We start from the raw sequence: 14,963 nt of genomic DNA, 5'->3' as shown, positions 1-14,963 counted from the left end.
GGCCCAACAATTGATATAATTCGCATTTTTATACTATAGTAAAACCGAGGAAGAAAACAATGGCTAGACGGATAAGTATGAAAAACCCCATCGTAGAAATCGACGGGGATGAGATGACCCGGGTACTCTGGGCCCTAGTAAAGGAAAAGCTGATCCTCCCCCGGGTGGACCTGAAAACCGAATACTACGACCTGGGTCTGGCAAACCGGGACGCCACCGCGGATTCGGTGAGCGCCGAATCGGCCCGGGCCATCCAGCGACTGGGGGTGGGGGTCAAATGCGCCACCATCACCGCCAATGCCGCCCGGCAAACTGAATACAAGCTTCAGGCACTCTACCCCAGCCCCAATGCCACCATCCGGGCGATCCTGGACGGCACGGTTTTCCGCAAGCCTATCTCAGTTTCCTGCATCAAACCAAGCATCGCAAGTTGGACCAAACCTATAGTCATAGGCCGCCACGCCTACGGGGACATATACAAAGCCGCAGAAATGCGCATCCCCGGCCCGGGGAAAGTGGAGCTGGTGTATACCGGTGCGAATGGCGCGGAACAGCGGGTCCTGGTTGCAGACATGAAGAGCTCAGGCATAGCACAAGGTATGCACAACCTGGACGACTCAATCAGAAGTTTCGCCCGTTCCTGCTTCCTCTACGCCATTGGAGAAAAACTCCCGGTCTGGTTCGCTACCAAGGATACTATTTCCAAAACCTATGACGGCCGCTTCAAGGAATTGTTCGCTGAAATATACGAAACCGAATTTAAAGAAAAATGCGCCGCCGCAGGGGTCCAATACTTCTACACCCTCATCGACGATGCGGTGGCCCGGACGGTGAAAGGGGACGGGGGCTTTCTCTGGGCCTGCAAAAACTACGACGGTGATGTGATGAGCGACATGGTCGCCAGCGCTGCAGGAAGCCTGGCCATGATGACCAGTGTCCTGGTGTCTCCCAGCGGGGCGGTGGAATACGAAGCGGCCCACGGCACGGTGCAGCAGCATTACTACCGCTGGCAAAAAGGGGAAAAGACCAGCACCAACCCTGTGGCTCTGATCTTCGCCTGGACCGGCGCCCTGGCAAAGCGGGCTGAACTGGACAGCCTGCCCGATCTGGCAGCCTTTGCGCGTAACCTGGAAAAGGCCGCCCTCGCTGCCATAGAAGCGGGGGAGATGACCGCCGACCTGGCCCGCCTGGCAGTTCCCGCTCCCCCCCGGCCCCTGGACTCCTGGGAATTTATCGACGCCGTAGCGGCACGGCTCTAGGCGCCGCCCCTACTCCGTTTGAGCCACCCGGAAGCCGGTGTCTCTATCCGCCCGCAAAGGCCCATAACTGATGCTCCTTCCCAGGGCCATAGCACTTAGGTCATCCTCGAAAGATCCACCCCGGATTTCCCAGTGTGAAATGGCTGTTTCAATACACCATTCCTGGACATTTCCGCTCATATCATAGAAACCCAGTTGATTCGGCGCCCTTTGTTTTATGGTCAGGGCTGCCGTTCCGGAGAACACTGCCACCCGGCTGGTCTCATTGTTATTAGTGACAGGGTTCATTGCCCCGCTGGCATAATTCCCGGGGGTAAAGTAATACTGGGTACCGTTGGAACTGATGCCTATAGCTGCGGTAAAGTCGCGTTCTTCTCCCTGCCACCGGGCGGCAAATTCCCATTCTACGATGCTGGGTAAACGGAAGCCCTTAGCGCCGGGCTTTATGCCAAGGGTCGTAGTATTTACCGTACTATTGCGTACAACATTGTTTCCCCTCACATATACGGGCTCAAAGGAACTGCCGGTTTCGGCGTTATACCACTCGGTCATGGCATTGCACCATACCAGCGCATCATACCAGTTTACCTTGGTTATAGGCTGTAAACGACGGTTTCCCAGGGAAGCGGGAGTTATGCCCGGGGCATAGTCCGTACCTTGTACCGTTCCGGGATTGTCAAAGATATACCCATGATCTTTTGCCCACATCCGCACCCGGTACCAGAGTTCGTAGGTAACTTCCGTCTCTCCCAGGCTAAAATTATAACCCAGGGTATTGCGGCCGGTGTCTGAATCCCCGGTGGGGAAGGTGATACCCTGGGAAGGAACATGGAGCAGGGCAATATCGCTGTCAAATACCGCATCCATTGCCACGGTCCTGGCGGGCATGGCGAAGCTTGCGGGATTGGCGGTCCAGGGGATGACTACCGCCGCCGCCCCTTCCGGGGTATAGCGCAAACTGTCCGGGCGCAGGTGGTACACGTTGTTGGGGTTTACGGTGATCGATACCTGCTCGTTTTCAAAGGCGGCGGAAAGCATACTGATGTTCCCGTAGGGCATGGCGTTTTTTGTGATATCATACCGGTTGACCGCCAAAGAAACATGGGCATCCCCTCCCGCAGGAATACTGCTGCCATCCGCAGGATAGAGCTCAGGTTTACTGAAAAAGATGGCTCCCTCCTTTTCCAGTTCCGTCTTAATGTAGACCTTGCCATAGGACGAAGGTACAAACAGTTCCCATTTTCCCCCGCTAGCCTCCGCATCCGCAAGTTGATTGGTACAGTCCTCGCCCTGGTACACATACACCCACCGGGGGGTATAGCCGGCGGAGTTAGCCGTGCCCGCAAGAAATACGCTCTCCGCAAAATCATTCTCAGTAAAAGTATACTCCTTTGCCGTTTGGGTATCTGAATAAATGTGGACAATGTCCCCCCTGGCGGCGACCTGCTGGTTCTGGCGGGCGGTAACCCTGAGGCGGTAGTATCCCGGGGCCAGGGAGATATCCCCGCTTCCCTGGAGGAGCAGGTCTATGGGAGCAGTTGCCGTCCCGCTGTCTATGGGGCTCAGGGTAAGGCCGGCTTCAGTGATCGTAAGGCCGCTGTCAAACTGTATATCATAACGGAAGCTTCCATCTGCCAGGGTGAATGTAGTAAGCGGGTGCAGCACAACCCGCAGGGTCTTAGGGGCAGCCTCCTTGGTGAGCATACTGAGATGCATGGTATCCGATTCCGCTACCGTAATGCCGGCTTTTTTCCCCTCCACTTTGAGTTCCCAGTCCCCTTTTCCCAGCTTCACAAGGATATCAGTATCGGTGCATTCCTTTTTTACCTCCGTGTAGTCGTCGCTGGTAAAGGTCAGGGTATAGCTAAAAAGCGGGTCTGCGGGAACCACGGTTCTGGCACCCGGGGATTCCTCCCGGTCCCCAAGGATGACCCTGACCCAGGCGCTTTCTTCTTCCCCGGTTAGGGAAGGAGCGCTCAATGCCGGCGTGCAAGCCGCGATAAGGCCCCAGGCAATAGCCAGGGCAGGTATCAACAACCTCTCGGCAAGCCGCGAGGTATGTTGTTCTCTTAAGGAATTGGACTCAGGGGTTAAAATCTTTTTAACCCCCTCCCCACGAATCAACAACCTCGCCCAAAAGGGACGAGGTATGTTGTTCTCATAAGGTAGTTGTATTCGGGGTTTAATACCCTTTTTAAGCGCTCTAAAGGGCGGGGTATTAAACCCCTCAACACGAATAAAAAATTGTCCTGCAGTTTTTTTCATGGCTTTTTTCTCCTATTTCACAATGGTAAAGACCAGCTCTTTGCCGTAATAAATTCCTTCAAAGGTTTTTACCTCAATCCTGAGCAGATTATCGCTCAGGGGAAGGCCATGGGCATTGAGCACAAAGGTTTCGCTCAGGGAAGCAGCACTATCGCTGTTATTAATAAACCAGCCGTATTCCTCATATTCCAGGGACAGGGTCAATTCCACTTCAGAAGGAAAGTTAACTCCGGTTTTGGAAAGGGTAATATGCTCCGGCACTCCCCCCGGCGGTGCGTCAAGATAAATAAGTACCTGTACCTGGCCTTCCACCGTTATAGTAAAGCTGACCTCCAGATGCCGTACCTTCACCGTAATAATTTGGACATCCTGCAGGTCCTTATCGTAGCCGATGATATTATCCAAGGTGATGGTTTCTTCCCGTTCCACCGTGTTACTACCGTCATCGGTATAGGTCCCTATTACCACCAGCCCCTTAAGGTCCAGTTCATCGCCCTTGGTATAGATCTTTTTCAGCGGCAGGCTGCTTATCACAAGATCGATAAATTCCCAGACTTTTATCGTAAACACCTCTGTTTTACCGTCTATGGTTATGGTGACCGTCTGGCTGCCCATTGCATCAGGATCATAGCCGCTTATCATGCCCGGCTCCAGGGTTTCGATCCTGGTAACCTCTGTATAAGGATCATTGGGATCCACGTAATGCCCCGTTACTTCCATGCTGTCCAGATCAAGCTCTTCCCCCAGGACGTAATACTCTTTCCCTTTACCGGTTATTTCCAGCCATTCCAGAGGAAACACTTTTATTGCAAAACCAGCCGTCTTTTCCTTGATAGTAACGGTAACGGATTGTGGCGACGGTATTTCCATGTTATACCCGCTCAGATTTTCCGGGAAGACCGGCTCATTCTGTGATAAAAACGGACTGTCCTCATAGGCGTAATAGCCGATAATCTCCAGGCCCGTTATATCCAGCGCTTCCCCCTTGGCGTAATTGAGTTTTTGGGGCGTGGCGCTTACCGCAATATGATCAAGATCGCAGACTATTACCGTAAAGGTCGCAGTCTCTTCTTCCACCGAGACGGTGATATCCTGGGGACCCGGGGTTTCTTCATCGTAGCCGCTCAGGTTTTCCCGGTCTATGGGTTCGATTTTTTCCGTGTTGTCCGAATAAAGGCCGATTACTTCCAGCCCCTGATGATCAAAATCTTCCCCGATGATATAAAAACTTTTATTAGGTTCCTGGCTTATGCGCAGGGATTCCAGCACAGCCTTCGGTTCGGGCGGGATTTCCGGTTTTTTGGGGAAAAAAGGATTTGAACAGCCGCTTACTATAACTGCGGCAAAACTGATTAGTAACCAATAAAATTGCTTCATCACTCTTCCTCCCTAAAACGAATACCCGCCGGTAATACCAATACCGAAAACAAAGGGGTAGCCCAGACGGCCATAGGGTTCCAAAAAAAAGTTTTCCGAATTCTTCAGATATATACGGATACCCCCGCTTATACCGCCCAGGGGCAGCATATACAGCCGGGAATCAGCAAAAATAAAACTTGCCCCCAGGTCACCCTGGAGGAAGATACTTCCGGCCTCGCCTTGCAAAAAATACCAGCGGAAAAAACCTTCCGGTTCCAGAACCACAATTTCATTGAAGTTATAACTAAAACCATTTTTAATTCCTGCTGCAAAAGAAGATTTAATGGCATAATTCGCACCTAGGATTCCCCCAAGGCTGAACAAGGTACGGGCATTCATATTCCATTCCAGCCCGGCCCAGATACTTACTTTCAGTGTTTTTTTTTCAGAAACCGGCGTTTCCGCAGAAAGGGTTTGTGCTGATGCCAATCCGGTTAAAACTAGTAGAATTATTAAGAACGAAATTATTTTTTTCATACACTCCCCCAAAAGATATTTTTTATCACTTTTAGGTAGACAATGAGCTGTTCTGTCCATAAAACCGGCTGGCTACTGACAGGCAGCACAAACCACGATCGTTTTTTTACTCTGTCTTAATAAGTATATAAAAAAATAGCAGCCATTTAGCCTTACGGGTATTGAAAGCTGTAAAATTATAGGGAAAAACAAAAAATCAGAGGAAAAATTATCCCGGGTCGGGTTTTTCATGGACAAGATTCTAGGTGAATTAAATAAGCTTGAAGCACCGGTTTCCCGGTGGTTTTAGGTTTTTTCAAAGCCGTAAGTCTTTATGTTACAAAGACTTACGGCTTTGAGAGATACACGACTCGAACGTGCCACCTTCAGCTCCGGAGGCTGACGCTCTATCCAGATGAGCTAATCTCTCATTATATGACGGCGTAATCATTACATATCCCGATAAAAAAGTCAAGCACCCCGGCAAAGTTACTTTTTTAAATGAACCAGCCGTGACAAACCCAGCTCCATATGGTATAACAAAGACATCCAGGACCCATGACGATAAAACAGGACTAAAATGCTAAAGGATCTGCTCACCGGCTTTATAAAGCGGCATGCCCTCAGTTATACCGCAGGAATTCTCATTCTCTTTGGGTGCGCGTCTATTGCCATGAGGATTCCCGGGATGCTTGGGGGTATCACCGATGCCCTGGTTTCGCAGTTCCTGTCCCGGCAGGAGATACTCCGTCGGGTTCTGCTGGTAATGTCCTTGGCGCTGATTGTTTTTTCCCTGAAGTTTGTATGGCGCTGGTTTTTGATAGGAAACAGCCGGGCTGTGGAGGTGTACCTTCGGGGCGCCCTTTTCCGGCATCTGCAAACCCTGCCTCTGGGGTTTTACAGTGAACATAAGACCGGCGATCTGGTTGCCCATGCGATTAACGATGTCCAGGCCATCAGGATGGCCTTTGGCCCGGGGTTCATACAATCCCTGGACGGGATAACCACGGGAATACTATCGGTGTTTTTTATGTCCCGGCTGATAAACCCGCGCCTGGCGATACTGGCGGTGCTTCCGGTGCCTTTTGCAATCCTGTTGATGTTCATCCTTGCCCCGATGATCCGCCAGCGGTTTCGGAATGTCCAGGAAGCCTATGCGGCAATCGCAGATCGCATACAGGAAAGCATTTCGGGGATACGGATTATTAAATCATTTGCCCAGGAAAAAGACGAAGTAAAACGTTTCATCGGCCTGAGCGGGGAGCGGGTTTCCGCCCAAATAAGGCTGACCAAAATTTCCGCCCTTTTGACGCCTGGTATTCAAATCTGCTTCGGCTTTAGTTTTCTTCTTTTTATCATCTACGGAAGCCGGCTTATTCAGGCCGGGCAGATAAGTGTGGGAGATTTTATCGCCTTTAATTTATACCTTTTGGCGCTGATGGCACCGGTAACAACCGTGGGACGTATTATTGATCTTATTCAAAAGGGAAACGCCTCCTACAGCCGGCTGGAGGATCTTTTTAATATATCCGACAATAGGCTGCACCGGATAAAGCAGGATGCCTTTCAGCTGCTGGGGGCTATTGAATTCCGCCATGTAAGCTTCCGGTATCCGGGAGCGGTGGGACCTACCCTGGAAGATATATCCTTTAAGATAAAGAGCGGGGAAACCTTCGGCATCGCCGGTGCTACCGGGTCCGGAAAGACCACCATTGCCAACCTGATTCTGCGGCTCTACGACCCGGACTCCGGAGAGATCCTTATCGACGGGGAGAACATCCAGGATATACCGGTGGATGTGCTCAGGGAAAGTATTGGCTATGTTCCCCAGGACAATTTTCTTTTTTCCACCACCATAAAAAACAATATTGAATTTTTCAGCCAGAGTTATAAAATGGAGGAAATAGAGGAAGCTGCCCGTCTTTCTGAAATTTACGATAACATTATTTCTTTTCCCGATGGCTTTGATACCCTTGTAGGTGAGCGTGGGGTTACCCTTTCAGGCGGACAAAAACAGCGGGTATCCATAGCCCGGGCTCTGATTAAGGACCCGGCCATCCTTATCCTTGACGACAGTCTTTCTGCGGTGGATTCAAAGACCGAACAGGATATTTTAAAAAACATCCGGCGCCTGCTGGAAAAACGTTCCGGCATATTGATTTCCCACCGGCTCTCAACTATTGAAAAAGCGGATCATATCATATTGCTGGATCGGGGCCGTATCATTGAACAGGGGAGCCACCGGGATCTTATTCGGAACAAGGGGACCTATACCTTCCTGTGGGAAGTCCAATCCGGTAATGGGGGAAACAAACATGAGTAGCATGAGTCCCTGGGATTCACGGCCGACCAAGGAATACCGCTTTGGCAAGGATGAATTCCAGATAAAGCGCCGAAAGGGGGGATTTAAGCGGTTTAAACCCTATTTTGCGCCCTACCTTTTACCCCTCGCAGGCTGTGCGCTTATTGCACTGCTTATGAATGCGGCGACCCTGGCCAAACCCTGGATCATCAAACAGGTAATTGACGAATATATCAGCCAGGGCAGGGCGGAAGACCGGGCGGTGACGATCCTAGCCTTCGGCTACCTGGGGGTAGTAATCCTGGCGGCAGTGATGCAGTATCTGCAAACCAATTTTGTAACCCTGATCGGGCAGAAGATCATGTTCAGAATCCGTAATGATCTTTTTTCCCACATCCAGGGAATGTCCATGGGTTTCTTTGACCGGAATTCCTCCGGACGGCTGCTCACCCGTTTAACCAATGATGTAGAAGCCCTGAACGATCTGTTCTCTAATGTCTTTGTGAATGTATTCCGGGATTTTATCCTGGTAAGCGGCATCATCATCCTGATGTTCCGCTTTGATGTCATGTTGGCCCTGGTAAGCCTCATTTGTATTCCCCTGATTGTGACAGTTACCCTGATTTACCGGCACCTGGCACGGATAAATTTTACCAAGGTAAAGGGAATGATCGCCCGGATCAACGGCTTTTTGGCGGAAAATATTTCCGGGATGCGACTGGTCCAGATTTTTCACCGGGAAAAGGAAAAGGCCAGCGAGCTGGATAAACTGGACGGCGAATATGTTAAGTACAGCCTGCGAGAAGTTATACTGAACAGTTTCAGCAAGCCTGTGGTGGAGGTTATCAACAACCTTACTATCTCGGTCCTGTTAGTCGCCTGCGCGGGGAGCTCCATTGCAAGCAGTGTGAACGGGGTAAATTCCGGAGCCCTGAAAGTCGGGGTTCTATATGCCTTTATCAGTTATATTAAACAGTTGTTTGAACCGGTCAGTGCGCTTGCGGAACAGTTTACTTCGATTCAGTCCGCCCTGGTTTCCTCAGATCGGATTCTTGAGGTTTTTGAAAATACCGGAGAATTGGAGGACGCCGAATCGGGGATCAACCTTCCATCCCTGAAGGGCCGTATTGAATTCCGCAATGTCTGGTTTGCCTACGAAGGGGAAAACTGGGTTCTGAAAGACGTCTCCTTTACCATCGAAAGAGGCCAGACCGTAGCTTTTGTGGGGGCCACAGGTTCAGGCAAATCAACCGTGATAAGCCTGATCTCCCGTTTCTATGATATACAGCGGGGGGCCATTTTTCTGGATGGGAGAAATATCCGGGACTACAATATACTCAGTCTCCGCAAATCTATTGCAGTGGTTATACAGGATGTATTTCTATTTTCCGGGGATATCAAATTCAACATCCGGCTTAATAATAAAGCTATCGATGATGATCGGATAAAAGCTGCGGCCCGGTACGTAAGCGCCGACCGGTTTATTGAATCGCTGCCCGGATCTTATGACGAAATAGTCCGGGAACGGGGCTGCACTTTTTCTGCGGGACAACGCCAGTTAATTTCTTTTGCCCGGGCGGTGGCCTTTGACCCTTCGGTATTGGTGCTGGACGAAGCGACCTCAAATATTGATACCGAAACCCAGCAGATCATTCAACGGGCCATGGAAACCATCGCTTCCGGAAAAACATCCATCGTCATTGCCCACCGGCTGTCCACCATACGGAATGCGGATACCATCATGGTGCTCCGGGACGGCAGACTGGCAGAGTCGGGAACCCATGAAGAGCTTCTGGCCCGAAAAGGGCAGTACCATGAATTTTTTACCGCCCAGCTACAAGCTACGCCGGTTTGATCCTATTGCTTTTTTTCCGATGTTTTTTTCAAAAACCGTTCATTTTCGATGACAAACCGTTCATGAACGCCCTCGCCTATCTTTCCCGCGGCATCCGCAGCTTCTACCTTAAAACGGAGCCGTCTGCCGTCCACTTCGATAAGCTCAGCCCAGGCCCGGACCTCGATACCTAGGGGGCTTGCAGCAAGGTGCTTGATCTGTAGCTCCGTACCCACCGTAGAAATGCCCGGAGGCAGTTTGTCCTGAACCGCCGCAACTGCGGCTCCTTCCATGAGGGCGATCATAGCCGGGGTGGCATATACCGGAAGCTCCCCGCTGCCCCAGGACTTGGCGGTATTGCGATCCGTTACCTGTTCAGTCTTTTCAGCCCGGAGGCCGGCGGATAAAAACGTATTCAATTCCATGGCGGAACTATACCATAAAACAGCTTTTAACCCAAGGCCCGTCCCCTTTAGCCATATAATATGAAGAAAAATCAATTCAAGACCTCCGGGAATAGGCCTCAATATGAAAAAAAATATGAATTTTATGCACTTTTTTATGAATAATTATAGTATATTAAGAGATTATGGAACCGATAATTTTAGCCTCCGGCTCATTACGAAGACAGGAATATTTCAAACTTTTAGGGCTTCCTTTCAGCATCATGCCTGCCCATATTGATGAAATTCCAGAACGCGGCCTGGAGCCCAGGAAACAAGCAGAGAATTTTGCGGTACAGAAGGTCAACCGTATCATCGAACTCCTCTCTGCCCGGCTTCCGGGCTGGATTTTTGGGGCGGATACCCTTATTTCGGTGGACGGTGATGTTTACGGAAAACCGGCGGACCGGGAGGACGCCCGGCGTATGCTGAACCGGCTCCGGGGCCGGGAACATGAGGTTGTCACCGCCATGGCCCTCTACAACGGCAAGGAAAAAACCCTGGATTGCCGTTCCGTGGTGAGTACCCTGAGCTTTGCCCCCCTTTCGGACGAAGAAATTGAATGGTACATCAATACCGGGGAATGGCAGGGCGCCGCGGGGGCGTATAAAATACAGGGCTTGGCGGAGTGCTTTGTCACCGGTATAAAAGGATCCTACAGCGGCATTGTGGGCTTGCCAATGCACGAATTTTATGTCATGCTTAAGGAAAATGGCTATCCCTACGGGGATTAACCTTTTTTAATTCAAGATTTTAACAAAGTTAAAATCTTGAAGGCAGAAATCGGAGATTTCTGCCCATTTTCCACCGCCCCCTAGCGGGCGGTGAGATATAGGGAAGGCGTCACACCGGCGCCAAGGCTCTTTCTCCCGGATATAAACGCCGGAGCTAGGTCTTATGCCGGAAATGTTGATGCGGGAGGAAGCTGTGGCGGTAGTCACCATGAAGAATTTGCTTGAATCGGGAGTCCATTTTGGTCACCAGGTCAAGCGCTGGGATCCGCGGATGAAGAAATACATCTTCGCGGAACGGAACGGGATCCATATCATCGATCTCCAGAAAACTATCCAAGCCATTAAGGATGCCTATGACGCGGTACGGAAAACCGTGGCGGCGGGGAAAACTGTGCTCTTTGTGGGCACCAAGAAGCAGGCCCAGCAGGCAATCCAGAAAGAGGCCGAACGTTGCGGGATGTTCTACGTGAACAACCGCTGGCTCGGCGGTATGCTCACCAACTTTGTTACCATCAAAAAATCCCTGCTCCGTCTTAAGAAACTGGAAAAAATGGAAGTTGACGGAACCTTTGAAAATCTTACCAAAAAAGAAATAGCCTCCCTGGGCAAAGAACGGGCGAAACTCCAGAAGAACCTCGGGGGCATCAAGGAAATGAAGGATCCCCCGGGCATACTCTTTATCATTGACACCCGCAAGGAAGCTATCGCTGTGGCAGAAGCCGAACGTATGGGCATCCCCATCGTGGCGGTGGTGGACACCAACTGCAACCCCGAGGGCATCACCTACCCCATCCCGGGGAACGACGACGCCATCCGGGCGATCACCCTCTTTACCCAGATCGTCGCAAACGCGGTGGTGGAGGCGGACAATGAAGCAGGGCTCAAGATCATTGAAACCCTGGGGGATGAAGACCAGGAAACAGAAGAGGTCCTGACCGATGCCTCCATCAGAGAAGAGGACCGGGAGGTCGATATAGAAGCCTATTCCGGTGAAGCCCCTGCGGTTGTGCCCACCCCGGTGGAACCGGAGCCTGTGGAAGAAGATCTGCCGGTGGATGTGGATAAGGTTTTTGGAGAAGAATAAAAAACCCTCAGGTTTTTTATTCTTCTCTTGGAGTTTAGTCGAAGACTAAACTCCATTGAATATATGTATATACAGAGGAGTTTACGATATGGAAATCAGTGCATCGGATGTTAAAAAGCTCCGGGAAAAAACCGGGGCGGGTATGATGGAATGTAAAAACGCCCTGGTCAGCTGCGAGAGCGATTTTGCCAAGGCAGAAAAACTGTTAAAAGAAAAGGGACTCGCAGCGGTGGAGAAGCGCTCCGACCGGGCCACCAACGAAGGCAAGATCTTTGTCAAGGTTGCGAACAATACTGCGGCCCTGGTGGAGATCGCCACGGAAACCGACTTTGTGGCCCGGAACCCCGAATTTATTGCCCTGGGAGGGGTTATTGCGGATAAGGTCCTGGAAAAGGGCTATACGGAGCCCAACGATGAATTGGCCGGCCTGGTCACCGATTTGGCAACCAAGATCCGGGAAAACATGAGTCTTAAGCGGATCAAGGTCATCAAGGCCGGGGCCAATGAATATGTCACTTCCTACATCCACGGGGACGGCAATATCGGTGTGGTAGTAAAACTGGGGGCCGACAAAGCGGATGTGCTTCAGAAAGAAGAAGCCAAAGCTCTGGCCTTTGATTTGGCCCTCCACATCGCGGCCTTCAACCCCCTGGCCCTGGACAAGTCCAAGGTCGATCCGGCTTTCCTCAAGGAGCAGGAAGATATCTTCCGCAAGCAGCTTGAGCAGGATGAAAAGCTCAAGGGCAAACCCGCCAACGTGCTGGACAATATCCTTAAAGGAAAGATAAGCAAGTACCTGGCAGATATCTGCCTCATGGATCAGGGCTTTGTGAAAGACGAAAAACAGACCGTAGCACAAACACTCTCTGAAAAGAGCAAGCAGCTTGGGGCGGCCTTAACAGTCAATGAATATGTGTACTTCAAAGTCGGCCAGTAAGAAAACCAGGAGAGGATATGCACAGCGTCATTTCATCATCTGAAGAACGGATGAAAAAAACGGTCTCAAGCCTTAAAGACGGCTTTGCCTCCCTCAGAACCGGCAGGGCCTCGGCGGCACTGTTTGATAAAATCAAGGTTGATTACTACGGGGATAAATCCCCTCTGAACCAGGTGGCGAATATCTCCATCCCCGAAGCCAGGCTCATCGTGATACAGCCCTGGGACAAAAACCTGATCGGGGAAATTGAAAAGGCCATCCGATCATCGGAACTGTCCCTTAACCCTTCCAATGACGGCAAGGTGATCCGTATTTCCATCCCCCCGCTTACGGAAGAACGGCGGAAGGAAATTGTTAAGCTTGCTAAAAACCAAACCGAGCAGAGCCGGGTGGCGGTACGGAATATACGCCGGGACGGTAACGAGGAGATTAAAAAACTTCTCAAAGACGGGGATATCACCGAGGATGAGGAAACCAAGCATAGCGAAGAATTACAAAAGGTAACCGACAGCTATATTACCAAGATTAACCAGGTTTTGGAAGAAAAAGAAAAAGAAATAATGGAAGTTTGAGGAAAATTGCTTCGCAATTTTCCTCACTTATTTTCGAAAAGGGTTCGTTTGGCTTTGAGTGAAAAAAAAATAATCCCAGGGGCTTCGGTTCCTGTCCATATTGGAATCATCATGGACGGGAATGGCCGCTGGGCGCAGAAGAGGAACCAGAACCGGACCCAGGGACACCTGGAGGGGCTTAAAACCGCTAAGCGGATTGTAAAAGCCGCCGGGGATATGGGGATACGCTACCTTACCCTCTACGTTTTTTCCACGGAAAATTGGAAACGCACCGCCGAGGAAGTAGGGTTCATCATGGGCCTGGTGAAGCGCTACCTCATTGAGGAAATGGACTTCTACCGGCAGAACCGCATACGTATCCGCCATACCGGAGACCCCGGGGGACTTCCCCCGGACATTGTCCGGGAGCTGCGGCAGGCCTGCGATGACACCCGGGATTTTCAGGGGCTCCAGGTGATCCTGGCCCTGAACTACGGCGGCAGGGATGAAATACGCCGGGCGGTCCAGAGGATTGTCCGGGAGGGACCCGGCGAAATCACGGTAACCGAGGATTTGATCCGGAGCTGCCTGGATAATCCGGATATACCGGACCCGGACCTTATTATCCGGACCGCCGGGGAATTGCGGACCAGCAACTTCCTCCTTTGGGAAGCGGCCTACTCAGAATATTATATTTCTGATATACTATGGCCTGATTGGACCGAAGCGGAATTACAGGCTGCGGTATTGGATTTTCAGAGCCGGGAGCGGCGTTTTGGCGCCGTACCCGGAATTCAGGGGCGCATTAACCATGAATAAACTTATTCAAAGGCTTTTAGTATTCATCATCGGAGTTCCCCTCACGATCTGCCTGGTGCTGTACTTTCCCCAAAAGAACCATATCGCCGTCAATGTGGCGGTCATCCTGCTCAGCGCCCTGGGGGCGATTGAATTCGCCGGGATGCTCAAGAAAAAAGGCAGCACCCTGCCCTCTTGGGAGGCCGCCATTCTGGGCAGCCTGGCGCCCCTGGCCATGACATTGATGGTCAGCTTCGGCTGGAGCGGTCAGTCCATCCCCATGGCGCTTACCTTAGGCGCCGCCTGGCTCTTGGTTTCCAAAGTCTTTACCGGGGCGGATAAATTTCAGGATATCAACAACCAAGTCGTAGGGGGCTTCGCGGTAATGATCTACCCCGGGCTTTTTATGGCCTGGATTATCAGGATGAGCCTGATCCCCCTATCGGATATGGTGATCCTCATGTTTCTCCTCATGGTCATGGGCAACGATTCCCTGGCCTGGGCGGCGGGGATGCTCTTTGGCAAGGGTAACCGGGGCATCGTTCCCGCAAGCCCCAATAAGAGCATCGCGGGCTTTATCGGCGGCTTTATTGTGTCGATCCTGGTGGGCCTGGGGGCGGTACTTTTCTTCCCCCTGGAGTTTTCCCCAACCCGGTTCTCCGCCCCCCTTTCCGGGATTTTACTGGGGCTTATTTGCGGTATTGCCGGTACCCTGGGGGACCTGGGGGAATCAGCGCTGAAGCGAAGCGCGGGCACGAAGGATTCGGGGACCATCATTCCCGGCCGGGGGGGAATTCTGGATACCATTGATTCTATAGCCCTGGCCGCACCGGTGTATTACGGATTATACTGGCTGCTTTTTAATTAATTAAGGGAGGGCA

13 protein-coding genes and 1 tRNA gene are annotated in these 14,963 nt (G+C 51.2%); 9 read left to right on the top strand and 5 right to left on the bottom strand.

The window, feature by feature from the left end; translation table 11 throughout:
• Positions 1-59 precede the first annotated feature (59 nt).
• Positions 60-1,259, top strand: coding sequence for an NADP-dependent isocitrate dehydrogenase (locus TREPR_RS06810; RefSeq protein WP_015707564.1), 1,200 nt, complete (start codon positions 60-62; stop codon positions 1,257-1,259).
• A gap of 9 nt (positions 1,260-1,268) precedes the next feature.
• Here TREPR_RS06810 and TREPR_RS06805 read toward each other — a convergent pair whose 3' ends face one another.
• The 4 genes from TREPR_RS06805 to TREPR_RS06790 form a co-directional block, all read right to left on the bottom strand.
• Entirely contained in the window at positions 1,269-3,293 is a 2,025-nt protein-coding gene (locus TREPR_RS06805) for a formylglycine-generating enzyme family protein (RefSeq protein ID WP_041611058.1), read from the bottom strand.
• Between the two features lie 243 nt (positions 3,294-3,536).
• A complete protein-coding gene (locus tag TREPR_RS06800; protein ID WP_015707562.1) occupies positions 3,537-4,901 on the bottom strand; it encodes a bacterial Ig-like domain-containing protein in 1,365 nt (454 codons plus the stop codon).
• A 12-nt stretch (positions 4,902-4,913) separates the two neighbouring features.
• Positions 4,914-5,420 (bottom strand): hypothetical protein, encoded by a 507-nt coding sequence (locus TREPR_RS06795; protein WP_015707561.1) that lies wholly within the window; start codon positions 5,418-5,420, stop codon positions 4,914-4,916.
• A gap of 335 nt (positions 5,421-5,755) precedes the next feature.
• Positions 5,756-5,829: transfer RNA gene (locus TREPR_RS06790), tRNA-Arg, on the bottom strand.
• 150 nt (positions 5,830-5,979) lie between these two features.
• Here TREPR_RS06790 and TREPR_RS06785 point away from each other — a divergent pair.
• Positions 5,980-7,722, top strand: coding sequence for an ABC transporter ATP-binding protein (locus TREPR_RS06785; RefSeq protein WP_015707560.1), 1,743 nt, complete (start codon positions 5,980-5,982; stop codon positions 7,720-7,722).
• The gene (locus TREPR_RS06780) at positions 7,715-9,556 is read left to right on the top strand and encodes an ABC transporter ATP-binding protein (protein ID WP_201765766.1); all 1,842 of its coding nucleotides are present in this window, start codon (positions 7,715-7,717) and stop codon (positions 9,554-9,556) included. Before TREPR_RS06785 ends, TREPR_RS06780 begins: the two co-directional genes overlap by 8 nt.
• Positions 9,557-9,558: 2 nt before the next feature.
• On the opposite strand, the gene TREPR_RS06775 is transcribed toward TREPR_RS06780, so the two are convergent.
• A complete protein-coding gene (locus TREPR_RS06775; RefSeq protein WP_015707558.1) occupies positions 9,559-10,035 on the bottom strand; it encodes a thioesterase family protein in 477 nt (158 codons plus the stop codon).
• Between the two features lie 89 nt (positions 10,036-10,124).
• Here TREPR_RS06775 and TREPR_RS06770 point away from each other — a divergent pair, with 89 nt between their 5' ends.
• From TREPR_RS06770 to TREPR_RS06745, 6 genes are all read left to right on the top strand, one after another.
• Positions 10,125-10,712: a Maf family protein gene (locus tag TREPR_RS06770; protein ID WP_015707557.1), complete on the top strand. Its 588-nt coding sequence runs from the start codon at positions 10,125-10,127 to the stop codon at positions 10,710-10,712.
• A gap of 193 nt (positions 10,713-10,905) precedes the next feature.
• On the top strand, positions 10,906-11,796 hold the full coding sequence (rpsB, locus tag TREPR_RS06765) for a 30S ribosomal protein S2 (protein WP_041611504.1): 891 nt from the start codon (positions 10,906-10,908) through the stop codon (positions 11,794-11,796).
• Between the two features lie 88 nt (positions 11,797-11,884).
• Positions 11,885-12,733, top strand: coding sequence for a translation elongation factor Ts (gene tsf / locus TREPR_RS06760; RefSeq protein WP_015707555.1), 849 nt, complete (start codon positions 11,885-11,887; stop codon positions 12,731-12,733).
• Between the two features lie 17 nt (positions 12,734-12,750).
• On the top strand, positions 12,751-13,305 hold the full coding sequence (gene frr / locus TREPR_RS06755) for a ribosome recycling factor (protein ID WP_015707554.1): 555 nt from the start codon (positions 12,751-12,753) through the stop codon (positions 13,303-13,305).
• 54 nt (positions 13,306-13,359) lie between these two features.
• Positions 13,360-14,103 carry a polyprenyl diphosphate synthase gene (gene uppS, locus TREPR_RS06750; RefSeq protein ID WP_015707553.1) on the top strand — a complete coding sequence of 248 codons (744 nt, stop codon included), beginning with the start codon at positions 13,360-13,362 and terminating at the stop codon, positions 14,101-14,103.
• Positions 14,096-14,950 carry a phosphatidate cytidylyltransferase gene (locus TREPR_RS06745; protein WP_015707552.1) on the top strand — a complete coding sequence of 285 codons (855 nt, stop codon included), beginning with the start codon at positions 14,096-14,098 and terminating at the stop codon, positions 14,948-14,950. Before uppS ends, TREPR_RS06745 begins: the two co-directional genes overlap by 8 nt.
• Positions 14,951-14,963: the final 13 nt, after the last annotated feature.

The sequence above is a fragment of the Treponema primitia ZAS-2 genome (genome assembly GCF_000214375.1).
Lineage (GTDB): Bacteria > Spirochaetota > Spirochaetia > Treponematales > Breznakiellaceae > Termitinema > Termitinema primitia.
Note: the sequence above shows the minus strand (reverse complement) of the source record. Positions and strands in the feature narration are given on the sequence as shown.